Below are 25,995 nucleotides of genomic sequence, written 5' to 3' on the forward strand. Positions count from 1 at the left end.
TGGGCTGATTTCTATAAGGAAGAAAATGAAAAAAATTGCCGTCCTTATTTCTGGTCAGGGAACAAACTTACAAACTATTATTGATGCCTGCCATTCAGGCGATATTCCCGCCCAAATTGCTTGTGTGGTAAGTAACAAAGATGATGCTTACGGCTTAGTTCGAGCCAAACAAGCACAGATTCCGCAAGCGGTCTTTCTTCGCAAAAATTTTGCCAATAACCTCGAAATGGACGACGCCATTGGCGATTATTTGCAAAGCCTAGCAGTAGATTTGATCGTCCTTGCTGGTTATATGAAAATTCTTACCCCAAAATTTACTCAACGCTTTGCAGGAAAAATTTTAAATATCCATCCTTCTCTTCTTCCTAAATATGCAGGCTTAAACGCCTATCAACGTGCGATTGAAGCAGGCGACAATGAACACGGCACAACCGTTCATTTTGTCAATGAAGAAGTGGATGGTGGTGCGATTGTTTTACAAGCGAAAGTACCAATCTTCCCTGAAGATAGCATCGAAGAAGTGGAAGCTAGAACCCGTGAGCAAGAATATCAAATTTATCCGCTTGTGATTAAATGGTTTACCGAAGGACGCCTCGAATTAAGAAACAAGATGGCTTATTTAGATGGAAAACTTCTGCCTAAACAAGGCTATGCTGCTGAATAGCTTGTAAATATCCAGCTCTTGACTAAAGGTAAGTAGTGAGCAAGCATTTTTATCTATAGATCTTCCTATTTCGAATATTATCGGGTAAGATTACAGCTTTCTTGAGAATTGTTTTCAATAAGATCTCCTTCTGTCATTTTCTATTTAATAGGAATATTTATGTTCAAAAAAACACTACTTACCTTAGCCCTTGCTGTCTCTTGCTCTTCTCTCTCATTTGCAAAAGATGTGACCATTCCGACCGCTCGTGGTGATGTTACTTTCACTCAAACACCAACCAAACTTGCTATATTTGAAGCTGCAGCAATTGATACGCTTGCACATTTAGGTGTACCTGTTGCAGGTAGTCCTGATGTGGCTCGTACCTTGCCATATTTAAAACCAGCGACAGAAAAAGCGGTGAATATCGGTACTGTTTTTGAGCCAAATTACGAAGCATTAAACAGCTTAAAACCAGATTTAATTATTGTAGGTAGCCGTGCAGCAAAAAAAGTCGATGAGTTAAAAAATATTGCAACGACGATTGATGTAACCACACCGAAAGAAGTGAACACTTTGCAAGGTGGTTTAAACAATATCGAAAACTACGGTAAATTATTCAATAAAGAAGCGGAAGCCGCAAAATTAAAAGCGGAGCTTGAAACCTTAATCGCTGAAACCAAAGAAGCGGTAAAAGGTAAAGGAAATGGCTTAATCGTGCTTGTTAATGGTGGCAAAATGTCCGCATTTGGCCCTGTTGGTCGCTTAGGTTGGGTTCACTCTGCTCTTAATATTCCTGAAGCAAAATTTGAAGTGAACACCAAAGGAGCAAACCACGGTACACCAATTTCATTCGAATACTTACAAAAAGTAAATCCAGATTGGTTATTCGTGTTAGACCGCACCGCAGCCATTGGTGAAGAAGGGAAAACGGCACAAGAAGTGTTAGATAACGAATTAGTCCATCAAACAAAGGCATGGAAAAACGGACACGTCATTTACCTCAGCAGTTCAGCATACCTTGCAGCTGGCAGCGTAGAACAAATGCGTTTAGATCTTAACCACATCAAACAAGCCTTCTCTAAATAATGCGAAAGCTCACGTTTTTTAATCTTTTTTTACTTTTAATCCTCTGCCCCCTCAGTATGTCCGTGGGGGTAGCGGATTTTCATTGGAGCGAATTGTTTAGCCAGTCTGAGCAATCGCAACTTTTCTTTATTAGCCGCTTACCTCGCACCCTTGCCGTCATCCTTGTTGGTGCAACGCTCAGCGTGGCAGGTATGGTGCTGCAAATTGTGCTGAAAAACCGTTTTATTGAACCTAGTATGATTGGGGCAAGCCAAAGTGCAGCGGTGGGGATTTTAATTGCAAGCCTTTGCTTCCCTGCAATGCCACTCATTTTCAAAATGTCGTTTGCAACCGTAACGGCACTCATTGGTATGGCAATTTTTATGCTGCTAATGCGTAATCTACCGCCCCATCAAAAACTGATGTTACCTTTAGTTGGGATTATTTTCGGCAATATTATTGAAGCAGTAACTACCTTTATTGCCTACGAAACCGATAGTTTGCAGCTACTTTCCGTTTGGTTTGCAGGCGATTTCTCAGGCGTTTTAGCAGGAAGATATGAACTGCTTTGGCTGACCGCAGCCTTAGCCGTCATCATCTACATTCTTGCTGACCAACTCAGCATCGCAGGACTTGGACAGAATATCAGCACCAGTCTTGGCATTAACTACCATCAAATGACGTGGATTGCCTTGATTATTGTCGCCATGATTACCGCGGTAATTGTCGTCACCATTGGGCAAATTCCGTTTATTGGTTTGGTCGTACCGAACATTGTTTCACGCCTGGCAGGCGATCGACTTCGCCAGAATCTGCCTGTTGTGGTGTTACTTGGAACGAATCTCATTCTTACATGTGATATTCTCGGGCGAGTGGTAAACGATCCGTTTGAAGTGCCGATTTCAACGATTTTCGGCATCGTCGGCACAGTGATTTTCCTCTATCTGCTCTTTAGGGGGAAAAAAGTATGAAAACATCCCGAGTTTTGATTATTTCAAGTCTGATTCTGCTTGCAAGCAGTCTGTTTTTTATGCTGTTTAACAGCAACGGGAATTGGGATTTTATTCTGCCGTTTCGTGGCAAAAAACTGTTGTTATTGCTGACGGTAGCATACACCATTGGCGTTTCAACCTTATTATTTCAAACGCTGACGAACAACCCGATTTTAACGCCAAGTATTTTGGGATTTGACTCGCTCTACTTGCTGCTTCAAACCGTACTCGTGTTTTTGCTCGGTGGACTCGGTTTTACTCAACTTCCGATTGCAAACAAATTTGCGTTTGAAACCTTGCTGATGCTTGGTGCCGCTCTATTGCTATTCCGTACGCTCACCAAAGACAATGCCGACATCGCCCGAATGTTGTTGATTGGTGTGGTGTTTGGCGTATTCTTTCGTAGTGTGAACAACCTTTTGCAACGTATGATCGACCCCGAAGAATTTGCCGTCGCACAAAGCTCCTCTTTTGCGAGCTTTAATAGTGCCAATCCAACCCTTTTAACCATCGGAATCATCATCGCCTTACTAAGTAGTATCTGGATTTGGACACAACGCCACAAGCTAGATGTATTGATGCTCGGAAAACACAAAGCCATTGGTTTAGGTATTAACTACAACCGCTTTTCACATCAACTACTCATCTGCTGTGCCTTGTTGGTGTCGGTGTCCACCGCTTTAGTCGGGCCAATCCTCTTTTTAGGATTACTGGTTTGTGCCATTGTGAACGCCATCAGCCCAACAATGCAACACGCTATTCGTATTCCGCTCACATTCATCATCTCCGCCATCACGTTGGTATTAGGGCAAGCGGTGTTTGAACAACTGTTCAAATTACAAGGTGTGCTAAGTGTCGTGATCGAATTCTTAGGTGGCATCGTGTTTATCTATTTAATGCTCAAAAAACAAAAATGATCGAAGTTAAAAATCTTTCCCATCACATCGGGCAAAGTCCGATTCTAAAAAACATTAACCTCTCTATTCCAAATGGGGGTATTACTGCTCTTGTGGGTGCAAACGGTGCGGGCAAATCTACCCTGCTCTCGCTCATAGCCCGTTTAAACCCGATTCAAAGCGGTCAAGTTTTGCTAGATAATTACAATATTGCGACCACCGATTCTCGCACTATTGCACAGCATTTGGCGATCTTAACCCAAGACAACGTGATCCACAGCCGCATTACTGTGCAAGATTTGCTGATGTTCGGGCGTTATCCGCATCATCAAGGCAAAATTCAACCGCTTGATCATGAAATTGTAGCTGAAGCCCTTGAGCGTTTTGAGCTACTCCATCTTACCAACCGTTTTTTGAATGAACTCTCAGGTGGGCAACGCCAACGAGCCTTAATTGCAATGACCTTCTGCCAAAAAACTAGCCACGTATTGCTTGATGAACCGCTCAATAACCTTGATATGTTCCATGCCCGTGAGTTAATGCGATTGTTGAGAAAACTGACTGATGAACTTGCCTTAACCACCGTAATGGTCGTGCACGACATCAATATGGCAGCAGCTTATGCCGATACGATTGTAGCGATGAAAAATGGAGAAATTGTGATGATAGGCACACCTGAAGAAATCATCACAACCGAGCATCTAAAGAACATATTTGGTTTGGATGCGGAAGTGTTGAAACACCAAGGAAAAAGATTGGTGGTGCATCATATTTGATTTAAAAAATTTATTAATTTCTCCGTTTATAGCTAATCTCAAATCATCCTAGCGGTTAAATTCTACAAAACTTTTGCAAAATTTAACCGCTTGTACAAGTCCCTACCGCAATTACCCCGTGATCTTTCCAATAACATTAAGTAAAATATAGGCGATTTTGTCTACTTTTCACAGCAAGATCATTTTAAATTCATTATAATGGAGAAATTTTATGGCAATGAATAACATTTTAGGTTTATTCGCACAATCGCCACTCAAACCTCTCAAACAACTCTCTGTAAAAGTAACTGAATGCAGTGAGTTGTTAGACCCCTTTTTTGAAGCCTCTTTCAATCACGATTGGGATGCAGCAGAAGAAATTCGAAACCATATTGTGGAATTAGAACGTAATGCTGACCTCCTCAAACGTGAGATTCGATTAAAATTACCTCGCGGATTATTTCTTCCCGTTGAACGCTCAGATTTATTAGAAATTGTTACGCAACTGGATAAATTAGCAAACTATTCAAAAGATATCGCAACTCGTGTTATTGGCCGTCATCTGGAAGTGCCAGAAATTATGCAACCCGCATTTCGTCAATTTATCTTCCGTAGCCTCGATTCTTGTCGCCAAGTACGCAAAGTATTAGGTGAGCTTGATGAGTTGCTTGAAACAGGTTTCCGAGGTCGAGAACGCCACTTCGTGAATGACATGATTTTAGAGCTATATAAAATCGAAGATGATACGGATCAACTTCAAATCGCCCTACGTCGTACGCTTTTCGGCTTAGAAGCGGAATTAAACCCTATTGATGTTATGTTTTTATATAAATGTATTGAGCGAATCAGCATCTTAGCAGATCAAGCTCAGCGTATTGGTTCGAGAATCGAGCTGATGCTTGCAAAAGCGTAGGAGACAACTGATGGAACTTTTACAAGAATACGGCTCAATTTTAGTGATTGTTACAGCTGTTTTAGGCTTTTTAATGGCGTTTGGTATTGGTGCAAATGATGTATCAAATGCAATGGGAACTTCTGTAGGCTCAGGCACAATAACCATCAAACAAGCAATTATTATCGCAATGATTTTCGAACTTGCAGGAGCTTATCTTGCAGGTGGTGAAGTGGCTGATACCATTAAAAGTGGTATTATCCAGCCTGATACTTTTACTAACATGCCTGAAATTTTAGTACTTGGGATGATGTCTTCTCTTTGTGCGGCAGGTGTTTGGCTGATTGTTGCAACTAAAATGGGCTGGCCTGTTTCAGGCACGCACACTATTATTGGTGCAGTAATTGGTTTTGCTTTGGTTACCGTTGGTGCTAGCTCAATTCAATGGGGACAACTCACAGGGATTGTAGGTAGTTGGTTCATTACCCCTGTGCTGGCTGGAATTATTGCTTTCGTGATTTTCGTGAACTCACAAAAACTGATCTTTAACCGCACAGAACCGTTCAAACAAGCAAAGAAATATGGCCCATTCTATATGGCTGTTACCATTTTTATTCTTTGTATTGTAACTATCTCAAAAGGTTTAAAACACGTTGGTCTTAACTTAACTGGCTGGCAAACTTTTAGTATTTCACTTGGCTTAGCTATTATCGCTGGCGTAATCGGTGTGCTTTATTTTCGTAGTCGCACTTTTGAGAATAAAGTGAAAGATAAAAGTGGCTTCAGTGGCGTTGAAAAAATATTCAGTATTTTGATGCTTTTAACCGCTTGTGCAATGGCTTTCGCACATGGTTCAAACGATGTGGCTAATGCAATCGGCCCACTTGCAGCTGTTGAAGCTATTATTAGACAAGGCGGTTTAGTTGAAGGTCCAACTCGTATGGCAGCCTGGGTATTGCCTCTTGGTGCTGTAGGTATGGGCTTTGGTTTAGCGGTAATGGGTAAATCAGTGATGGCAACTGTAGGGACGGGAATTACTGAGCTCACACCAAGCCGTGGTTTTGCCGCACAATTTGCTTGTGCTATTACTGTAGTTCTTGCATCTGGTACTGGTTTACCCATCTCAACTACACAAACTTTAGTAGGGGCAATTCTAGGTGTTGGTTTCGCTCGTGGTATCGCGGCAATAAACTTAGGTATTATCCGTAATATCGTTGCATCGTGGTTTGTTACCTTACCAGCAGGTGCAGTACTTTCAATTATTATTTACTATATCTTGCACGCTATCTTTCACTAATTAAATAAAATTGTAATAAGAAAAAATGAGGCTGAATTTAAATAAAATTCAGCCTCATTTTTCTTATCTGCACATCTTAACATTAAAAAAGCATAGCAGACAAAAAAACCTCGCAAATGCGAGGTTCTTTTTCACACAATCTAAATTATTTTGTGCTTGGAATGCTGAAACGTTTGTTGAAGCGTTCAACACGACCACCAGTATCAACAACACGTTGTTTACCAGTATAGAATGGGTGGCAGTTGCCACAAACGTCTAGGTTTAAGTTTTTACCCACTGTTGAGCGAGTTTTGATTTCGTTACCGCATGAACATGTTGCAGTAATTTCAGTATATTCTGGGTGAATACCTTGTTTCATTGGAGAACCTCATAAGAAGCCATATCGCCACTTATCTTGTTTCAACTATTATTATAATTGAACCGCTGATAAGTACCATATGTGATTAATAATATGTTAAGCTTATGCTTAACGCCTAAAAGAGTGCGTATTCTAAGTGAAAGTTGAGCGAAGATCAACCGCTAATTTAATGCAGAATTTATGTGAGCTAGATCACAAAAAGTAGATGATTTTTTTGAGTTTTGAAATAAACTTGATTACAATCACGAGCAATCAAAAATAATCTTAATTTAATCAAAATGAACGGGAGAATGACGATGGCTGAGCGTAAAGTTTTAGCAAATGCGATTCGTGTATTAAGTATGGACGCCGTCCAAAAAGCCAATTCTGGTCACCCTGGTGCACCAATGGGTATGGCAGATATTGCAGAAGTATTATGGCGTGATTTTTTAAAACATAACCCAAACAATCCAAAATGGGCAGATCGCGACCGCTTTGTGCTGTCAAATGGTCACGGTTCAATGTTAATTTATAGCCTTTTACACTTAACAGGCTACGACCTTTCTATTGAAGATTTAAAACAATTCCGTCAATTACACTCAAAAACGCCAGGTCACCCTGAATATGGTTATGCTCCAGGTGTTGAAACTACCACAGGGCCACTTGGTCAAGGTATTACCAATGCGGTAGGTATGGCGATTGCAGAGAAAACCCTAGCAGCACAATTTAACCGTGAAGGCCACGACATTGTGAACCACTACACCTACGCATTCTTAGGTGATGGCTGCTTGATGGAAGGGATCTCACACGAAGCAGCATCACTTGCAGGCACATTAGGTTTAGGAAAGTTAATTGCTTTCTATGACGACAATAATATCTCTATTGATGGTCACGTAGATGGCTGGTTTAGCGATGACACAGCACAACGTTTCGAAGCGTATGGCTGGCAAGTAATCCGTAATGTCGATGGTCACGATCCTGAGCAAATTAAATTTGCGATTGAAAATGCACAAGCCGAGAAAGAACGTCCAACGTTAATTATCTGTAAAACCATTATCGGTTACGGTTCACCAAATAAATGTAACTCGCATGACTGCCACGGAGCACCATTAGGAGAAGCAGAAATTAAAGCAGCACGCGAATTTTTAAACTGGGAATATGAGCCATTTGAAATTCCTGCAGATATTTATGCAGCGTGGGATGCAAAAGCAAAAGGTGCTGAAGAAGAACAATCTTGGGATGCAAAATTTACAGCATATTCAACCGCTTATCCAGAATTGGCAACAGAATTTAAACGCCGTATGAGTGGTGAATTACCAGCAAATTGGGAAGCAGAAAGCCAAACATTTATCGAAAAATTACAGGCAAATCCTGCAAACATTGCAAGCCGTAAAGCCTCACAAAATGCGATTGAAGCTTACGCTCACGTGTTACCAGAGTTTTTAGGTGGTTCGGCAGATTTAGCTAGCTCAAACTTAACGTTATGGTCTGGCTCTAAACCTATTCGTGCAGATCACAATGTCGATGGTAACTACATCAACTACGGCGTACGTGAGTTTGGTATGTCTGCGATTATGAATGGTATTGCTTTACACGGTGGTTTCATTCCTTACGGGGCGACCTTCTTAATGTTCTATGAGTACGCTCACAACGCTGTACGTATGGCAGCATTGATGAAACAACGCGTGTTATTCGTTTATACGCACGACTCAATCGGTTTAGGTGAAGATGGTCCAACTCACCAACCAGTTGAGCAGACTGCAGCATTACGCTACATTCCAAATCTTGAAACGTGGCGTCCAGCTGACCAAGTAGAATCTGCAATTGCGTGGAAAGCTGCCGTTGAGCGTCATGATGGTCCAAGTGCGTTAATCTTCACCCGTCAAAATCTTCAACAACAAAATCGCACTGCAGAGCAATTAGCGAATGTAGCACGGGGTGGTTATGTGTTAAAAGATGCAGCAGGTACGCCAGATTTAATCCTAATCGCAACAGGTTCTGAAGTTGAATTAGCGGTGAAAGCAGCAGAAGTGTTAGAAGCTGAAGGTAAAAAAGTACGCGTGGTTTCAATGCCAAGCACCAACGTGTTTGATAAGCAAGATGAGGCTTACCGTGAATCAGTATTACCTCGTTCAGTGACTAAACGTGTTGCTATTGAAGCACAATTGTCCGACTTCTGGTACAAATATGTGGGCTTTGAAGGTCGTATCATAGGTATGAATAGCTTCGGTGAATCCGCACCGGCAGGCGAGTTATTCAAACTCTTCGGTTTCACCGTTGAAAACGTTGTAACAAAAGCGAAAGAGATTTTGTAATTCTATACAGAGTATATATTTCACGTTAAAATAGTAGATGTGGTGCGAACTTAGGAATAATTACTTAAGATCCACAAATCTAATATTCAAGTAAATAGAAAGTCGTTGTATATGCCGTAGGTTATTAAACGTACGTGGTATATGGCGGCTTTTTCTTAGTAAAATATACCTGTAACCTTTTATTATGAGAATACCTAGAATTTATCATCCCTTTCCAATAGCAAATCAAACAAGCTGTATTCTAAGCGAAGATGCCACCAACCATGTTGGGCGTGTATTGAGAATGAATGAGGGCGATACCATTATTTTATTTGATGGATCTAACCATATCTTTCACGCCACGTTACAAGCGGTCGAAAAAAAACAAATTATTGCAAAAATTCACTCTAGTGAATTAGATGATCGCGAATCGCCTTTGCATATTCATTTAGGACAAGTGATTTCACGTGGTGATCGAATGGAGTTTACCATTCAGAAATCCGTAGAGTTAGGCGTAAAAACCATTACACCTCTTTGGTCGGAGCGTTGTGGTGTAAAATTAAACGAAGAACGCCAAGATAAAAAATTACAACAATGGCAGAAAATTGCGATTGCGGCTTGTGAGCAATGCGGACGTAATGAAATCCCTGAAATTCGTCCAATGATGAAACTTACTGATTGGTGCAAAGAGCAAGATGGCATGCTTAAGTTGAATTTACATCCAAGAGCCCAATATACGATCCGTCAATTGCCGAATATGCCGAAAGAGGGCGTGCGATTGCTCATTGGTTCTGAAGGCGGGCTTTCTCCCGAAGAGATTACGATGACAGAGGCAGAAGGCTTTACTGAGGTGTTATTGGGCAAACGAGTATTACGCACAGAAACTGCCTCCCTCGCAGCAATTACCGCTTTACAAGTCTGCTTTGGTGATATTTAACGAGAAAAGAGAATGTTAGGAAACTTACAAGGTAAATTTTTAATTGCAACCCCAGATATGGACGATCCTTATTTTGATCGTGCCGTTGTTTATATTTGTGAACACAATAACAACGGAGCCATGGGATTAATCATCAATATGCCAACCGATTTATCTGTACTGGAATTGCTCACTAGAATGGATTTCCAAATGGCAAATCAACGTGATTACAAAAAAGATCAGATGGTATTAAGCGGTGGTCCTGTAAGCCAAGATCGCGGCTTTATTGTCCACACCAAAACAGCACAATCTTTCTTGCACTCTTATAAAATCACAGATGACATTATGCTAACCACATCGGGCGATGTGTTGGATACCTTAGGCACAACAGATGCACCTGAACACTTTATTATTTGTTTAGGTTGCTCTACTTGGAATAGCGAACAACTACAACAAGAAATCGCCCAGAATATGTGGATTTATTCTGAATCCAACAACAAAACTTTATTCAAAACAGGTTATCTTGACCGCTGGTTAGAAGCCAACGAAATGATGGGCATTTCATCGGGAGTATTAGGAAGTGCTGGACGAGCATAAACGTATTTATCCAAGCAACAAAGGGTAGTAAATAACTACCCTTTATTCTACTATACCACTTTAAAGAGTTGATGCTAAAGATTTAATATATTCTTTAAATTCTTTACCAAATTTATCATGACGTAAACTGTATTCTGTAAATGCTTGCATATAACCAAGTTTATCACCACAATCAAATGTTTTACCAGTCATATGGAATGCTTCAACGGTTTCTTGTTCAATTAACATATCAATCGCATCAGTTAATTGAATTTCATCACCTACACCTGCTGGTGTTTTTTCTAATAAATCCCAAATTGCGGATGAAAATACATAACGACCTACTACCGCAAGGTTAGATGGGGCTTCTTCTTTTGATGGTTTTTCTACCATTTTAACAATTTCAGCTGAACCACCCACTGGAATTTCAACACCATTACAATCTGCAATACCATAGCTGCTTACTTCATCCATTGGCACTGGTGCCACCATAATTTGGCTATAACCTGTTTCATTGAAACGTTTAATCATTGCAGCCAAATTTTCAGTTTTCTGATCTGCACTGAATTCAGCCAAAATCACGTCAGGTAACACAACCGCAAATGGTTCGTTACCCACTACAGTACGACCACATAAAACCGCATGACCTAAGCCTTTTGCGTTCCCTTGACGGACATGCATAATAGTCACATCTTTAGGGCAAATAGAACGAACTTCTTCAAGTAATTGACGCTTAACACGCTTTTCTAACATCGTTTCTAATTCAAACGACGTATCAAAATGGTTTTCGATGGCATTTTTTGAAGAATGAGTCACTAGGACGATCTCTTTAATGCCTGCAGCTACACATTCATTGACGATATATTGAATTAATGGCTTATCTGCAACAGTAAGCATTTCTTTTGGAATAGCTTTCGTTGCAGGTAGCATACGAGTTCCTAAACCTGCAACAGGGATAATTACTTTCATTTTTATTCCTTTTTTTATATAAAAAACCACTTACATTATACTGTAAGTGGTTCTTTTATCAAATATATTGCTTAGATATTCAAGTAGAATACAATGATCCGATAATCTAAAATTCAAATAATTTTCTTTCTTATTATTAGTTACTCAGATTGTTGTGACTCAGTATCTTTAATTTTTTGATAGATTTCCTGTCTATGAACTGCAATATCTTTCGGTGCATTCACACCTAGCTTTACTTGACTTCCTCGTACACTAAGTACGGTAATTTCTACGTCATCTCCTACGAGTAAACTTTCTCCTGTTTTCCGAGTTAAAATAAGCATTGCTACCTCCAAGATAAAAGACCCAATAAAATTTTAAGGTCAAGGCAAGTCTGATTCATTCTTCCCTACCTAGGTATTAAATTATAATTTTGCTTGAATCCATTCTTGTGCAAAGTTCAGTGCTTGTAATAAATTTTGTGGTTCAGAACCGCCAGCCATTGCCATATCTGGACGGCCACCACCCTTACCACCGACTTTTTTTGCCATTTCACCGACTAACTCGCCAGCTTTCACTTTTGAAGTTAAATCAGTGGTTACTCCTACAATTAAGTTCACTTTTTCATCAGCTACTGTTCCTATAACAACTATGGCACTTCCGAGCTGATTTTTCAAGTCGTCAACCATCGTTCTTAGGGTTTTCGCTTCAGCATTGTCTAATTGAGTTACCACCACATTTACGCCATTGATTTGCTGAGCTTGTTTAGCAATTTCAGAGCCTGCAAGAGCAGCTTGTTTGTCTTTAAGTTGTTGTAACTCTTTTTCAGTGCGTTTTGATTTGTCTTGTAATTGTTGGATTTTTTCCACAAGTGAGGTGTTATCTGCTTTTAATAATTCTGCAGAGTGTTGTAATACTTGTTGTAATTGATGAATCCAAGCAAGTGCTATTTCGCCCGTAATTGCCTCAACACGGCGAACACCTGCTGCAACTGCACCTTCAGAGGTGAGTTTAAAGAAACCAATGTCTCCTGTACTTTGGACGTGTGTACCACCACAAAGTTCAATTGAAAATTCGCTCATTTCAACCACTCGTACTACATCACCATATTTTTCACCGAAGAGAGCCATTGCACCTTTTGCTTTTGCAGAGTCAATATCCATTTCTTCAATGATGACAGGGATGTTTTCACGAATTTTACGGTTTACAATACGCTCAATTTCTTCAAGTTGAACTTTAGTGATTGCTTCTGGTTGAGAGAAGTCAAAACGTAAGCCGTTTTCGTTGACTAATGAACCTTTTTGAGCAACATGTTCACCTAATACTTCACGTAATGCAGAGTGTAATAAGTGCGTTGCTGAGTGGTTTAGTTCAATGCTATGACGACGAGTTGCATTCACTTCAGCAGAAACTTTATCGCCTATGCGTAATTCGCCTGATTCTACTTGACCATAATGACCAAACACTTGCCCATATTTTTGGGTGTCAGCAACATTAAACTGGCAAATTTCTGATGAGATTAGACCGCTATCACCCACTTGACCACCCATTTCTGCATAGAATGGCGTTTTGTCTAAGATAATAATCGCAGTTTCACCAGATTGAATTACATCAACCGCTTTACCTTGACTGAATAAGCCAACTACAGTTGCATCAGCTGTTACATGATCGTAACCGACAAACTCAGTTATGCCGTCTATCTTGATGACATTGCTGTAATCTGCACCAAAGTTACTACTTGCTTTTGCACGCTCACGTTGAGCTGTCATTTCAGCATCAAAACCTGCTTCGTCAATTAAAATATCACGCTCACGACAAACATCAGCGGTTAAATCAAGCGGGAAGCCGTAAGTATCATAAAGTTTGAATGCTACTTTACCTGAAAGGGTTTTGTCTTCCACTTTCGCTAATGCATCTTCAAGCAGTGCTAAACCACGCTCTAGAGTGCGAGCAAATTGCTCTTCTTCTGCTTTTAATGTTTGTTGGATGAAAGATTGTTTCTGTGCAACGATTTCACCTGCGTGCCCCATTACTTCTGCAAGTGTTGGTACTAATTTATAGAAGAATGCTTCTTTTGCACCTAATAAATTACCGTGACGCACTGCTCGACGGATAATACGACGGAGAACGTAGCCACGGCCTTCATTTGAAGGTATAACACCGTCTGCAATTAAATATGAGCAAGAACGGATGTGGTCTGCAATTACGCGTAATGATTTATTGTCTAAATCTTTAACACCCAATAATTCCGCTGTTGTTTTGATTAGGGTTTGGAAAATATCTGTTTCATAGTTTGAGTTTACGTGCTGCATTACCGCAGTCATACGCTCTAACCCCATCCCCGTATCTACTGATGGTTTCGGTAATTTTTCCATTGTGCCATCCGCCAAGCGGTTAAATTGCATAAACACAATGTTCCAAACTTCGATATAACGGTCGCCATCTTCTTCTGGTGTACCAGGTAAACCGCCCCAGTATTTTTCACCGTGGTCGTAGAAAATTTCTGTGCAAGGACCACAAGGACCTGTATCGCCCATCGCCCAGAAGTTATCTGAAGCATAAGGTGCACCTTTATTGTCGCCAATACGAATGATGTGATCTGCTGGCACACCTACAAGGTTATGCCAAATATCGTAAGCCTCATCATCTGTTTCATAAACAGTCACATAAAGTTTTTCTTTCGGCAAAGCTAACCATTCTGGAGAAGTTAAAAATTCCCAACCGAATTGAATAGCATCACGTTTAAAATAATCACCGAAACTAAAATTACCCATCATCTCGAAAAATGTATGATGGCGAGCTGTATAGCCTACGTTTTCTAAATCGTTGTGTTTACCACCTGCACGCACACAGCGTTGTGCTGTCGTTGCACGAGTATAAGGGCGTTTTTCTACACCGAGAAAAACATCTTTAAATTGGTTCATACCGGCATTGGTAAAAAGCAAAGTAGGATCGTTTTCAGGAACTAACGAACTACTTTCTACTACAGTATGTCCTTTGCTATGGAAAAAATCCAAAAAGGACTGTCTAATTTGCGATGTCGTTTTCATTCTAATTAACGCTCGTTCTGTTTAAAGACTAAAAAATTACTCAAATCGTTTATTTATAACTGCACTATTCTACACACTTTTCAATCGAATTTGTGAAAAATAATCCAATAAAAGCAATGAATTTTATTTATCTGTTACTAATTTAGCAATTTTTTAGCAAAAAATAACCGCTTGAGTTGTTCTAACTACAAGCGGCATAAAATGAACCAATGTAAAATTAAGACTTATTCATCATCAAGAGGGACAACAAGCATATCAATAGCAACGTTATTCATCACCTGGCGAGTTGACGACATAAACTTACTCCAAAAATCTTGGTGATGCCCTGTAATTAATAAATCAATGCCATATTTACTTACGGCTTCTTCTATCACTTGAGAAAAGTCGCCCGTGCCATTAAGTTTTTCTGAAACAAGATAGTTTATTTTGCTTGCAAGCTCATCTAATGCTTTCGTTGTTTCAACTGAAACATTATCTTGCACGGCTGACATATTAATATCAATCAGACCAGTGTATAAATCAGAAAAATTTACATCTACGTGGATAACAGATAATTTCGCACCACATTTTTCTGCAAGTCCAGCACCCTTACGTAATAAAACAAGACTTTCTTCAGAAAGATCGACTGCAACTAAGATGTGTTTGTACATAATAGACTCCTTATTGTCCCTGTATTGGTCTTTTTGTTGCTTGTATATTAGCAAATAATTGCGAAGAAAAATGAGAGATACTTCTCATTTTTGAAAAATTTTGGAATAAATTCACAAGAAAAATTAACTCTCTTGGGGTAAAAGTTATACTTTCTTCATTCAAAAATAAATGTTAGACTTTGCGTTAAATCAAACTTTTATAGAATTTATGCGGAAATGGTTATGAAAATTGTGCCAGAGGCAAAAACACAAGGAAGAACAGGCTGTACGATCCACTGTCAAAATTGCAGTATTAGCCAACTTTGCCTCCCTTTTACGTTAAGCGAACATGAATTGACTCAACTTGATAACATCATTGAGCGTAAAAAACCTGTACAAAAATCTCAAATTATTTTCCAATCTGGCGATGAACTTCGCTCAATTTATGCCCTTCGTTCTGGCACATTAAAAAGCTATACATTAAGCGAAAATGGCGAAGAACAAATCACGGCTTTTCATCTTCCAGGCGATCTCATCGGTTTTGATGCTATCATGAATATGAAGCACATTGGTTTTGCTCAAGCTTTAGAAACTGCAATGATCTGCGAAATCCCATTTGATATTCTTGATGATCTTGCAGGGAAAATGCCAAAAATCCGCCATCAAATCATGCGTTTAATGAGTAATGAAATTAAAAGTGATCAAGAAATGATTTTGTTACTTTCCAAAATGAGTGCAGAAGAAAAATTAGCTGCATTTTTACACAATCTATCTCAACGTTACGCAGCTCGAGGCTTCTCTGCTCGTGAATTTCGTTTAACGATGACGCGTGGAGATATTGGTAATTATCTCGGTTTAACGATTGAAACTATTAGCCGCTTACTTGGACGCTTCCAAAAATCAGGTATGATTACTGTTCAAGGCAAATACATTACTATTAATCAAATGGATGTGTTAGCGGATATGGCTACAGGAATAAAAAACCAGATCCTAGTAAAAGATGTTAGCAATGTTGGTTAAATAGGAATCATAATACAAATAAAATTTATCAGTTTTATTGTGCAACCAACACATAGTCGCAAGAAACTATAAACTACCGTCTAAAAATCGTCCCTGTAGTAGCCTCAATAAAACTACTATGTAATAACAAAATACCCATTCCAATCAGCACGCAAGCGGTCAAAAATTTCAAACTACTTGCTATCGGAAAGCTAAATTTAGCAGGGAAATACCACATTTTTAATTGCACGGCTTTATGACGTGCAAAGATCACAATCAACGCAAAGATTGTAAGTGTAATGCCTGTACCAAGTGCCATCATTAAAGTAGCCAATATGCCCCAAAGGTAAATATTGAGCGTATAAGAGAGAAACAGCACTAAAATTGCCCCAGAACATGGGCGCGATCCAATACTCAAAATCAAGAAAAGTTGGCTTTTCCAACCTGTTGATTGGTTCATTTGTACTGATGAAGGCAGATGTTGATGTCCGCAACCACAATGCTCATGATGAATGTGATGTGAAACAAGCGGTGTTTTTTCTTGGGGCATTTGCATTAGACTGATTTTTCTAATCTGCAATTTAGGCGGGCGAATGCCTTGCCACGCTTGATAAATCCAATAAACCCCTAGCAAAATCATCAGCATAAAACTGCCCCGCTCCACCCATTTAAGCGTTAAATTGAAATATGTGCGAGAAAGCGTAAAGGCAACAATGATAATCGACACTAGCAAAATAGCAACGATCCCTTGCACAATGGAAGATGCCAAGCTAATTTTGACAGCTTGTTTAAGTTTCGACTGTTCTAAAGCTAAGTAGCTCGTGAGAATAAACTTACCGTGTCCAGGACCTATAGCGTGAAAAATACCGTAGAAAAAACTAATAAGAATAAGGGTAATACCCGCTTCTTGATGTTGTTGACTAAGCTGATTAAGTGAGCTAGAAAGTTGTAAGTTAAACGCTTTTTGCCACAGTATCACGTTATGCAGCAAGAGCGGATAAACCCAATAAACAGCGACTGCCAATAAGGCTAACACGATCAAAGAAGCAGCGGTTAATTTTGATTTTTGCATTTCATCTCTACCTTTTGGGCAAAGGCACGCCCAAGTGATTGATCTTCTGGTGTCTGATCTTTGTCCAAACTTGAGGCATAAAGTTTCAAAGTATCATCCACTTTCGGTTGCACCACTTTGATTTCACATTTTTTATCATCAATAGAGACATCACTTTGGTCATTATACTCCATCGCCATATAGTAGGTTGGCTCGTAACTCATCAATGTGATAGGCACAATGCTCAGTTTTTGTGGCACGCTTAGATAGACGTTCATCGAAAAAATAATGCGGTTATTTTCCACTACGAAGCCGTAATCAGAAGGCGTTTCGGTAAAAGGAATCAGATTGTTTTTCTGATTGTAGAGATAGCTGAAATAGTGGTCTTGCTTTGCCGTATCAATCATCTCTTTAGTTAAATCTTGCTTGGCTTTAACAGGGTCTGCACTCGACTGCATTTCATAAATTAACGTGCTAGAAGCAATTTCATCCAACGTCCAAGACATACGGAAGCCTTTTAGCGTTTGATTTTCAATCAGTGCTTGGGTTTTCAGGTCGACAAAAGCGTGTGGATGGGCGAAGACACCAATTGAGAAGAACGAAAAGAAGAGCGTAATAAAATACTTCATATTATGTCCTTATAGAAAAAAGCGAACCGCTTTTAAAACCTTAAAAACAGTTCGCTGGAATAAGATGAGTTAGTCGATAAGCCGAGTTCTGTCTTGGACAATCATTCCTCTAGGCATAACATCACTATTATGCTCAAGCAACCTACCCGAACTCTGGACGGGCCATCCATTGAGTTCCTATTTGGTCTTGCTACGAGTGGAGTTTACCCTGCCGTGAAGTGTTGCCACCCACGCGGTGCGCTCTTACCGCACCCTTTCACCCTTACCATTTCTAAAAATGGCGGTTTGCTCTCTGTTGCACTAGTCGTCGGCTCACGCCGCCCAGACGTTATCTGGCACTCTGCCCTGTGTAGCTCGGACTTTCCTCTCGTTTACTTGTCCCACTAGGTCGTGCGAACACGGTTAAGGGCTTCAATAAACCAGCGATTGTCTAACTAACTCGCCACGTAGTATAGCCGATTATTGGCGTTTTGCAAGTCCTAAACCAATTATCAAAATCTACTACTTAGCTGACTTTGCTCTTCTTCGTTAAAACGTTTTGCTTTATACGTTGGGTTCATCAAGTTCTCAACAGAGAGAATATCATCTAATTCAGCCTCTGTAAGCAATCCTCTTTCTAATACCACCTCACGTACACCTTTACCTGTTTGAGCACAGATTTTACCCACGATATCACCATTATGATGTCCAATAAACGGGTTAAGGTAAGTGACGATACCAATGGAATTGAATACATAATTTTGGCAAGTTTCACGGTTTACAGTAATGCCATCAATACATTTATCGCGTAAATTCACACACGCATTTGATAGGAGTGAGATCGTTTCAAACATCGCTTGACCAATCACAGGCTCCATCACGTTCAGTTGTAATTGCCCAGCTTCTGCAGCAAATGTAATAGTGTTATCGTTACCAATCACTTTAAAGCACACTTGGTTTACCACTTCTGGCACCACAGGATTTACTTTTGCAGGCATAATGGAAGAACCTGCTTGTAACTCTGGTAAGTTGATTTCATTTAAGCCAGCACGTGGGCCTGATGAAAGCAGGCGCAAGTCATTACATACTTTAGAAAGTTTTACGGCCGAGCGTTTTAATGCACCGTGCACCATCACATAGGCACCGCAGTCGGATGTTGCTTCAATTAAGTTATCAGAAAGTACACAAGGTAAATTGGTTACTTTTGCTAAGTTTTTAACCGCGAGTTCAGGATAACCTTCTGGCGTATTCAATCCTGTTCCGATGGCAGTTGCCCCTAAATTGACTTCAAGCAGTAATTTTGCTGTGCGTTTGAGGTTTTTAACTTCTTCTTCCAACAACACCGCAAAGGCTTTGAATTCTTGCCCTACCGTCATTGGTACCGCATCTTGCAATTGAGTACGCCCCATTTTCAAAACATCAGCAAATTCGACTGCTTTCGCTTCAAAACCTTGTTGTAAATAGTGGATTTTTTCAATCAATTTAAGCACACTGTTATACACTGCAATGCGGAAACCTGTTGGATAAGCATCGTTAGTAGATTGGCTCGCATTCACATGATCCATCGGGTTCACAATATCATAACGACCTTTAGGCTGACCTAACATTTCCAACGCTAAATTCGCAACCACTTCATTGGTATTCATATTCACAGAAGTACCTGCTCCGCCCTGATAAACATCAGATGGGAATTGATCCATACAGCGACCTTTCTCTAGCATTTCATCGCAAGCTTGCACAATCGCATTCGCGATTTTTTTGGGAATCACGCCCAATTCTGCGTTGGTTAATGCGGTTGCTTTTTTGACCATTACCATACCACGCACAAACTCAGGCACATCGGAAATTGTGTTATTTGAAATGTTAAAATTCTCAATCGCACGGAGGGTGTGAATCCCCCAATACGCTTCATTTGGTACTTCTCTTTCACCTAATAAATCTACTTCAATACGTACGTCTTTCATATAAAATCCCCTCTGAGTGTGTTAACTTGTTTGTGATCTTAACAAGCAATGCAGTGTAAAAATGTGATCTAGGTCATATTTTAAGAAACATGTACTGGATATAAATTAAGGTTTATGATTAGTATTTCTAATGAAAAATGCACCTTATATCAACGAAGGTGCATTTAAATTAAAAGCCTACTCAGGCATTTTCTGATACGACAACATCAAAAGCGTGCGCCATTTGTCGTTGTTTTGTTCATCTTTGCCCATATTGGCAATATTCGGGAATCTGCCCCATTGTTCAAACCCGTGCTTAAACATCAAGTTTTGGCTCACTTGATTCATTTCAAACACATACGCCATCAATGTATTAATCTGATGATTCAACATTTCAGATTGCATAAATTCAATGATTTTTGAGCCGTAACCTTTGCCTTTTGCTCTTGTGTCTAAGTAAATGCTAATCTCAGATGTATGCACAAAAGCAGGGCGCTCATAAAAGGGGGAAAAACTAAACCAACCTGCAACCCCTGTTTCATCTTCCACCGTCCAGATCGGATATTTATCGCTTGAAAGATGGAAATCAAACCACGCACGGCGATTTTCCACAGTGGCCAATTCAAGATCTGCGGTAATTTGATGGGTTGGAATTGCTTGGTTGTAAATATCTAAAATGCTTTGGAAATCAGTTTCTATTGATTTTCGAATCTGCATTTTCTGTCCTTTTGCAAAATAATGGAATTTTTTAACCGCTTGTTGTATTAGCGTTGTCCTAACATATTTGGTAATACAACCATCACTTGAAAGCCACCTTCTGGGCGATTGTGGAAATTCAATTCACCGTGTAGTTCAGAAGCACGCTCTTTCATAATGGTCAAACCGTAATGCCCTTCGGGTTCTAAAATGGTTTCAACACCTTTGCCGTTATCTTGTATGATCAGGTAATGTTCACCCTCGGCATTGGTGTCTGCAATTACATCAATTTCAGTTGCATCAGTGTGTTTAATTGCATTGATGACTGCCTCACGAGTAATTTGCAATACGTGCACTTGCTCTTGAGCGTTAAACATCAAAGAAGGCAATTTGCAGTTTAGGCGAATTCGAGCGGAAGTACGGGCACGCAAGGTATCTAGCATTCGCTCTAATGCACTGGTCAAATTAGACTCTTCAATGGTTAAGCGGAACGTTGAAAGTAGCTCTCGCAATTGGCTATACGCATCATTCAGTGCTTTTTCTAAATCATTTAGAATGCTCGCTTGTTTTTGCCAATCTTGAGCTGTTTCGCCATTACGCTTAAGCAAGCTCAACTGAATTTTAAAGAAGGTTAGCGACTGTGCCAAAGAGTCGTGCAATTCTCTGGCAATAATCGACCGTTCTTCCATCAGAATAAGTTGCTGTTGCTGCTTATGGTTTTTCACAACATAAACACTTCGCCCTATCATTTCTGATACACTCTGAATTAGGCGCTCATCAGGACAAAGCAAAGAAGGATTCCAACGTAACATCGCAATTTTTTCATTTTCAATCGCGATTTCGTGTTGTTGCCAATGGTTAGAAAGCGAGCCTCGGTCAATCTTAACATTCCAATAATCCGCCCCATAAACTTCAATCGCAATGCCTTTAAGCTGTTCATTATCTAGCACCGTTTCCAACACTTGATGTAGAAGCTCTTTGCTAATAGGCTTAGAAGTCAACATTTGCGAGCAGTGATAAAGCACCATAATGGAGCGGTTTACGGCGGTTAAACGGCGCGTTTTTTCTGCCACTTTTTCTTCAAGTGAGCTATATAATTTTTCCAATTCACTTGCCATTTGGGTAAAAGCTTTCGACAAAACACCAAGTTCATTGGGCTCGTTGATCGCTAATTCGACGTGGTTAAAATCTTCTTGTTGAATTTGTTGGCTAGCTAAAACGAGCTGATCAAGATGGCAGATAATGCGTCGACGAGTGTACCATACCCCATAGTAAGCAAACGAGATAATTAGCAACATTGAGATTACAATTACACCTATCACAATCATTAACTTAAGTTCAGCAAACGCTTGTAAATGTTTGACAAAAGAATCTATTTCATCAACATAATACTCTACATTGCTCAAGTACTGTGCTTTATCTTGATTTTCAACATACTCAACCATTTGAGTCCAATGCGTAATCAGACTCTTATAACCTTGAATCACTAGCTGTGGCGCATAATCTGGTAACTCATCATGTAACGCATTTAAACTGGCTTGATACTCAGCTAAACGGGCTTGACGAATTTCAGGATAATACTCCATTTCAGGCAAAAAACGATAAGTTTGGTAACGCAAAGAACCTGCAACATTAATCAACCTTGCATCAGCATGATTACTCCACATAATACCCAAAGAAATTCCGCTCATCAGCGTAGCAAATGCAATAATAATGGAGAAATGAAGCCCAATACGACGGGCAATGGAATTTTTAGGATTAACGACGAATGTGTTCATTGTATATTATCGTTATAATTTTAAAGCTGGAATAATTGCGTTAGTTCTTTGGCTATACTATCTTCACTATTCAAACCGATGGTTTTATCTGCTTTGCGTCGTACCTCCTCTTCTGAGCCCCCCATAGCAATACCTAGCCCAACCTGTTGTAACATTGAAATATCGTTAAAATTATCGCCGAAAGCAACCACCTGAGCAGGATTGATACCTTCACGTTCAAGCAATTTGACTAACATTTTTCCTTTACTGTTACCGACTGCAGTAATATCCACTCTATCAACCCAAGACCATTCAGGACTTACTTGATCAAGGGGTAAAGTTTCAACAAACTTTTGCATTTTTGCTAAATCAGGATCACTAATTAGCACTTTCCAAACAGTTTCCCCACTATCAATTTCTTTTTGAAATTTTTCCACTTGATGTACATCAGGTCGCACATTTTCTGGGCAAGAATCCACCCATTTTTGTAATTTAACAAAATGCGGGTTAAGTTCCTCATAGGTCATTGCATTGCGAAAATAGACAGAAACGTGGATGCCCTCTGCTTGTGCATTATTGATCAGCATTGAGGCTAATGCTGGCGTGAGTGGATTGCTTTCCAATACATCATCTTTTTGGAAATCATAGAGGTAAGTGCCGTTACAGCAAACTACTGGTGTATCTAAATTCATTTCTGCATAGTAAGGACGAACTGCGGTGTGATGACGACCTGTTACAAAATAGACTTTTATACCTTTTTCTCTTGCCTTTTGAATCGCTTGTTTGCTTGATTCCAGAATGGTTGCATTCGGGGAAAGTAATGTGCCATCTAAATCAAAGGCAATGGCTTGATATTGCATAAAAATTCCTTTTTAAAAAACGAATAAAAGAAAGGGTAACCTACTGGCTACCCTTATATTCTACTCAGAACTATAAATCCTGTAAATTATTTACCAGAGTTATATGCTGGAGTTTGGTAAAGCGGTGCTGGACCATTAGGACCTGCAACATTACCACCTTCGCTTTGTTTTAATACACCACCGTTAGCAAAAATTTCTACACGACGGTTTGGACGTAAACAATCTTTTTCAGCTTGACCGCTCATACCATCACACGCTTTAACTTGGTTTGCTTTACCGTAACCTACCGCTTCGATTTGTGCTGTTACGCCTTGTTCAATTAAACGTGCTTTAACCATTTTCGCACGACGATCTGATAAGTTAAGGTTGTATTCAACTGAACCTAAACGGTCTGTGTAACCTGCAACTTTAACTTGTTGTGCACCTGATAATTTTAATTGTGCCGCAACGTTATCAACAACTTCTTTACCTTTAGTCGTTAATACATCTTTGTCGAAATCAAATAAGAAGTCGCCACTTAGGTTGAATGATGAATTACCATTACAACCATTTGGATACCAGAAGAAACTTTGTGCGTTCATATTTTTATCAAAACCGATTTTGAATTGACAAATTTTATGAACACCATTTTCGCGGTAGTTAAATGCATAATCCCACTCACGAACGCCATATAGACCTTCATCGAAATGTGGGCGACCAATTAAGTAATAAAGTTGTTCTTTATTCATACCACGTTCGATTTGACGAACATTTTCCCAGTTTGGCCACGAACCAAATTGTGAACCATCATGATTGAATACTGATTCAGAAATCTTAGGGAATACTGGGTTCTCAATAAAACCTTCATCTGAAACTTTGCTTAAGTTACCACAAGCTGCTACTGCTAATGCTGCTGCAGATAGTGCAAAACTACGAAAAACTGTTGTTTTTTTCATTATTTGAATTTCCTTTATAAATAAAAGACTATTTATTGAACCATCTCAACACTTCATAAAAACAAAGTATTCAAGAAATCGCCAAAATTCTACAATACTATACGAGGAATTTCTATATTTATTCAATATAATTATTAAACAATTACATTTTCTACACGTAACTGTAAATTCTTATTGCCTTTATACTCATTTATGTCAAGTTTGTAAATTATTTTCGCTTGTTTAATTGAAAGATCAGGGAATAATCGGGTATCAATATTAAACCAAATGGCATCTAATAACATACCTTGTTGGTTTTCTAGCATCATTTTTAGATGGTTTCCCCCTAACAATCGCTGTTGTAGGATTTTAAAATCTCCTTCAAACGTTGGTTCTGGAAAATGTTGTCCCCAAGGTCCTGCCTGTTGTAATAGATTAGCAATTTCAAGTGAAAATTCGCCCGCTTGTAATTCACCATCAGTGTAAATGATACCTTGCAATAGCTCTGGTTCAATCATTTCGTTAATCACTTCATCAAAAATTTTCTGGAATTTCAAAAAATGATCTTGATGAATAGTTAAACCAGCCGCCATCGCATGTCCACCGAACTTGACGATTAAATCTGGATAAAGTGTATCAATTCGCTCTAACACATCTCGCATATGTAACCCTGTAATTGAGCGTGCAGAACCTTTGATAAATTTGCTTTCTTCACTCTCTTGGGCAAAAGCAATCACAGGGCGATGAAACTGATCTTTAATACGAGAAGCCAAAATGCCAATCACACCTTGATGCCAGTCAGGCTGATAAAGTGTTATACCGTGAGCTTGACCTTTTTGCGAGAGTTTTGGTAATTTCGCACAAATCGACAGAGCCTCTGTTTTCATCTCTTGTTCAAATTCTTTGCGAGTTTGGTTGAGACTATCTAGCTCAAATGCTAATTGGCGAGCCACATCCATATTATCCGCAACGAGCAATTCTACACCGAGCGACATATTTTCTAATCGCCCTGCTGCATTTAATCGCGGTGCAATCGCAAAGCCTAAATCAGCCGCTTGCAAATGACTTAAATCGCGTTTACTCACCTCAGCCAAGGCTTTAATCCCCGCACGGCAAGCACCAGAGCGAATTCGGCTTAATCCTTGATGAACTAAAATGCGATTATTGTGATCAAGTGGTACAACATCGGCAACCGTACCCAGTGCTACTAAATCGAGCAATTCAGCTAAATTGGGTTCGGTGCCAGTAAATAGATTTTCGTCCCGCATCTTGCCACGCAACGCCAGCATTACATAGAACGCAACACCTACACCTGCCAAGGATTTTGATGGAAATTCACAATAGGGCAGGTTAGGGTTAACCATCGCATCGGCATTTGGGAAGCTATCCGCAGGTAAATGATGATCGGTAACAAGAACTTGAATGCCTTGTGATTTCAAATACTCAATCCCTTCAAAAGAGGAGATACCATTATCGACGGTAATGACTAAATCAGCCCCTTTAGCTACCACCATTTCCGCCACGCTTAGACTTAGTCCGTAACCTTGTGAGAAACGATCGGGGATCAAATATTCTACTTGGGTAAAACCTAGCTGGCGTAATGCCAATAAAGTCAATGCTGTACTGGTTGCACCATCCGCATCAAAATCGCCTACAATCACAATTCGAGATTGCTTTTTGTAAGCCTGTACCAAAATTCCGACCGCTTGTTCAATGCCCGCTAACTGTTGTGGACGATGTAAAAACTTCAAAGTTCGTTCAAGCTCTTGCACTGATTGAATGCCTCTGCTTTGATACAAACGGTTTAACAGCGGATGATCAGAGAGTTTTTCCTGCGTTAAAAGCGGTCGTTTTTTTATAATTTTTTGCACAAT

Annotated in this window: 24 protein-coding genes and 1 other RNA gene; 11 read left to right on the forward strand and 14 right to left on the reverse strand. The window is 39.7% G+C overall.

Annotated features, from left to right (window positions below; all coding sequences use genetic code 11):
- Nucleotides 1-25 precede the first annotated feature (25 nt).
- The 7 genes from purN to B0185_RS03560 all read left to right on the forward strand — a co-directional run bounded on the left by purN (nt 26) and on the right by B0185_RS03560 (nt 6,543).
- A complete protein-coding gene (gene purN, locus B0185_RS03530; protein WP_005706731.1) occupies nt 26-664 on the forward strand; it encodes a phosphoribosylglycinamide formyltransferase in 639 nt (212 codons plus the stop codon).
- 159 nt (nt 665-823) lie between these two features.
- Entirely contained in the window at nt 824-1,732 is a 909-nt protein-coding gene (locus tag B0185_RS03535; RefSeq protein WP_005706667.1) for a siderophore ABC transporter substrate-binding protein, read from the forward strand.
- Nucleotides 1,732-2,682, forward strand: coding sequence for an ABC transporter permease (locus B0185_RS03540; RefSeq protein ID WP_005706678.1), 951 nt, complete (start codon nt 1,732-1,734; stop codon nt 2,680-2,682). Before B0185_RS03535 ends, B0185_RS03540 begins: the two co-directional genes overlap by 1 nt.
- Nucleotides 2,679-3,620, forward strand: a complete 942-nt coding sequence (locus B0185_RS03545; RefSeq protein ID WP_005706660.1) for an iron chelate uptake ABC transporter family permease subunit — start codon at nt 2,679-2,681, stop codon at nt 3,618-3,620. The genes B0185_RS03540 and B0185_RS03545 overlap by 4 nt, the downstream gene beginning before the upstream one ends.
- A complete protein-coding gene (locus B0185_RS03550; RefSeq protein WP_005706690.1) occupies nt 3,617-4,375 on the forward strand; it encodes an iron ABC transporter ATP-binding protein in 759 nt (252 codons plus the stop codon). Before B0185_RS03545 ends, B0185_RS03550 begins: the two co-directional genes overlap by 4 nt.
- A gap of 211 nt (nt 4,376-4,586) precedes the next feature.
- The gene (locus B0185_RS03555; RefSeq protein ID WP_005706657.1) at nt 4,587-5,267 is read left to right on the forward strand and encodes a TIGR00153 family protein; all 681 of its coding nucleotides are present in this window, start codon (nt 4,587-4,589) and stop codon (nt 5,265-5,267) included.
- Nucleotides 5,268-5,277: 10 nt separating this feature from the next.
- Complete coding sequence (locus B0185_RS03560; RefSeq protein WP_005706647.1) at nt 5,278-6,543, forward strand: inorganic phosphate transporter; 1,266 nt, start codon at nt 5,278-5,280, stop codon at nt 6,541-6,543.
- 145 nt (nt 6,544-6,688) lie between these two features.
- Here the strand turns inward: B0185_RS03560 and rpmE are convergent, their stop codons facing one another.
- A complete protein-coding gene (gene rpmE / locus B0185_RS03565) occupies nt 6,689-6,901 on the reverse strand; it encodes a 50S ribosomal protein L31 (RefSeq protein WP_005706713.1) in 213 nt (70 codons plus the stop codon).
- A 296-nt stretch (nt 6,902-7,197) separates the two neighbouring features.
- Here rpmE and tkt point away from each other — a divergent pair, with 296 nt between their 5' ends.
- The 3 genes from tkt to B0185_RS03580 all read left to right on the forward strand — a co-directional run bounded on the left by tkt (nt 7,198) and on the right by B0185_RS03580 (nt 10,687).
- The gene (gene tkt, locus B0185_RS03570) at nt 7,198-9,195 is read left to right on the forward strand and encodes a transketolase (RefSeq protein WP_039863272.1); all 1,998 of its coding nucleotides are present in this window, start codon (nt 7,198-7,200) and stop codon (nt 9,193-9,195) included.
- A 184-nt stretch (nt 9,196-9,379) separates the two neighbouring features.
- Nucleotides 9,380-10,111, forward strand: coding sequence for a 16S rRNA (uracil(1498)-N(3))-methyltransferase (rsmE, locus tag B0185_RS03575; protein ID WP_039863270.1), 732 nt, complete (start codon nt 9,380-9,382; stop codon nt 10,109-10,111).
- Nucleotides 10,112-10,123: 12 nt separating this feature from the next.
- Nucleotides 10,124-10,687 carry a YqgE/AlgH family protein gene (locus B0185_RS03580; protein WP_005706670.1) on the forward strand — a complete coding sequence of 188 codons (564 nt, stop codon included), beginning with the start codon at nt 10,124-10,126 and terminating at the stop codon, nt 10,685-10,687.
- 60 nt (nt 10,688-10,747) lie between these two features.
- Here the strand turns inward: B0185_RS03580 and galU are convergent, their stop codons facing one another.
- The 4 genes from galU to B0185_RS03600 form a co-directional block, all read right to left on the reverse strand.
- On the reverse strand, nt 10,748-11,635 hold the full coding sequence (gene galU, locus B0185_RS03585; protein WP_005706729.1) for a UTP--glucose-1-phosphate uridylyltransferase GalU: 888 nt from the start codon (nt 11,633-11,635) through the stop codon (nt 10,748-10,750).
- 140 nt (nt 11,636-11,775) lie between these two features.
- Nucleotides 11,776-11,958 (reverse strand): carbon storage regulator CsrA, encoded by a 183-nt coding sequence (gene csrA, locus B0185_RS03590; protein ID WP_005706740.1) that lies wholly within the window; start codon nt 11,956-11,958, stop codon nt 11,776-11,778.
- An 81-nt stretch (nt 11,959-12,039) separates the two neighbouring features.
- Entirely contained in the window at nt 12,040-14,664 is a 2,625-nt protein-coding gene (alaS, locus tag B0185_RS03595) for an alanine--tRNA ligase (protein ID WP_039863267.1), read from the reverse strand.
- A gap of 224 nt (nt 14,665-14,888) precedes the next feature.
- Nucleotides 14,889-15,314 carry a universal stress protein gene (locus B0185_RS03600; protein WP_005706679.1) on the reverse strand — a complete coding sequence of 142 codons (426 nt, stop codon included), beginning with the start codon at nt 15,312-15,314 and terminating at the stop codon, nt 14,889-14,891.
- A gap of 222 nt (nt 15,315-15,536) precedes the next feature.
- Between B0185_RS03600 and B0185_RS03605 the strand changes: the two genes are divergently transcribed.
- Entirely contained in the window at nt 15,537-16,313 is a 777-nt protein-coding gene (locus B0185_RS03605; RefSeq protein ID WP_005706691.1) for an FNR family transcription factor, read from the forward strand.
- 73 nt (nt 16,314-16,386) lie between these two features.
- Here B0185_RS03605 and B0185_RS03610 read toward each other — a convergent pair whose 3' ends face one another.
- From B0185_RS03610 to recJ, 9 genes are all read right to left on the reverse strand, one after another.
- Nucleotides 16,387-17,364 carry a nickel/cobalt transporter gene (locus tag B0185_RS03610; RefSeq protein ID WP_005706656.1) on the reverse strand — a complete coding sequence of 326 codons (978 nt, stop codon included), beginning with the start codon at nt 17,362-17,364 and terminating at the stop codon, nt 16,387-16,389.
- Entirely contained in the window at nt 17,346-17,972 is a 627-nt protein-coding gene (locus tag B0185_RS03615; RefSeq protein ID WP_005706661.1) for a DUF1007 family protein, read from the reverse strand. The genes B0185_RS03610 and B0185_RS03615 overlap by 19 nt, the downstream gene beginning before the upstream one ends.
- Nucleotides 17,973-18,033: 61 nt before the next feature.
- An RNA gene (rnpB, locus tag B0185_RS03620) (RNase P RNA component class A) lies at nt 18,034-18,414 on the reverse strand.
- 49 nt (nt 18,415-18,463) lie between these two features.
- Nucleotides 18,464-19,915 carry an aspartate ammonia-lyase gene (gene aspA / locus B0185_RS03625; protein WP_005706673.1) on the reverse strand — a complete coding sequence of 484 codons (1,452 nt, stop codon included), beginning with the start codon at nt 19,913-19,915 and terminating at the stop codon, nt 18,464-18,466.
- Nucleotides 19,916-20,092: 177 nt separating this feature from the next.
- Entirely contained in the window at nt 20,093-20,611 is a 519-nt protein-coding gene (locus tag B0185_RS03630; protein WP_005706648.1) for a GNAT family N-acetyltransferase, read from the reverse strand.
- Nucleotides 20,612-20,658: 47 nt separating this feature from the next.
- A complete protein-coding gene (gene narQ / locus B0185_RS03635; RefSeq protein WP_005706728.1) occupies nt 20,659-22,368 on the reverse strand; it encodes a nitrate/nitrite two-component system sensor histidine kinase NarQ in 1,710 nt (569 codons plus the stop codon).
- 20 nt (nt 22,369-22,388) lie between these two features.
- On the reverse strand, nt 22,389-23,207 hold the full coding sequence (locus tag B0185_RS03640; protein ID WP_005706668.1) for a pyridoxal phosphatase: 819 nt from the start codon (nt 23,205-23,207) through the stop codon (nt 22,389-22,391).
- An 86-nt stretch (nt 23,208-23,293) separates the two neighbouring features.
- A complete protein-coding gene (locus B0185_RS03645; RefSeq protein ID WP_005706737.1) occupies nt 23,294-24,142 on the reverse strand; it encodes an OmpA family protein in 849 nt (282 codons plus the stop codon).
- Between the two features lie 134 nt (nt 24,143-24,276).
- Nucleotides 24,277-25,992 carry a single-stranded-DNA-specific exonuclease RecJ gene (gene recJ / locus B0185_RS03650; protein WP_005706703.1) on the reverse strand — a complete coding sequence of 572 codons (1,716 nt, stop codon included), beginning with the start codon at nt 25,990-25,992 and terminating at the stop codon, nt 24,277-24,279.
- Between the last annotated feature and the right edge of the window lie 3 nt (nt 25,993-25,995).

Origin of the sequence: Haemophilus parahaemolyticus (assembly GCF_002015035.1) — a bacterium.
Lineage (GTDB): Bacteria > Pseudomonadota > Gammaproteobacteria > Enterobacterales > Pasteurellaceae > Haemophilus_A > Haemophilus_A parahaemolyticus.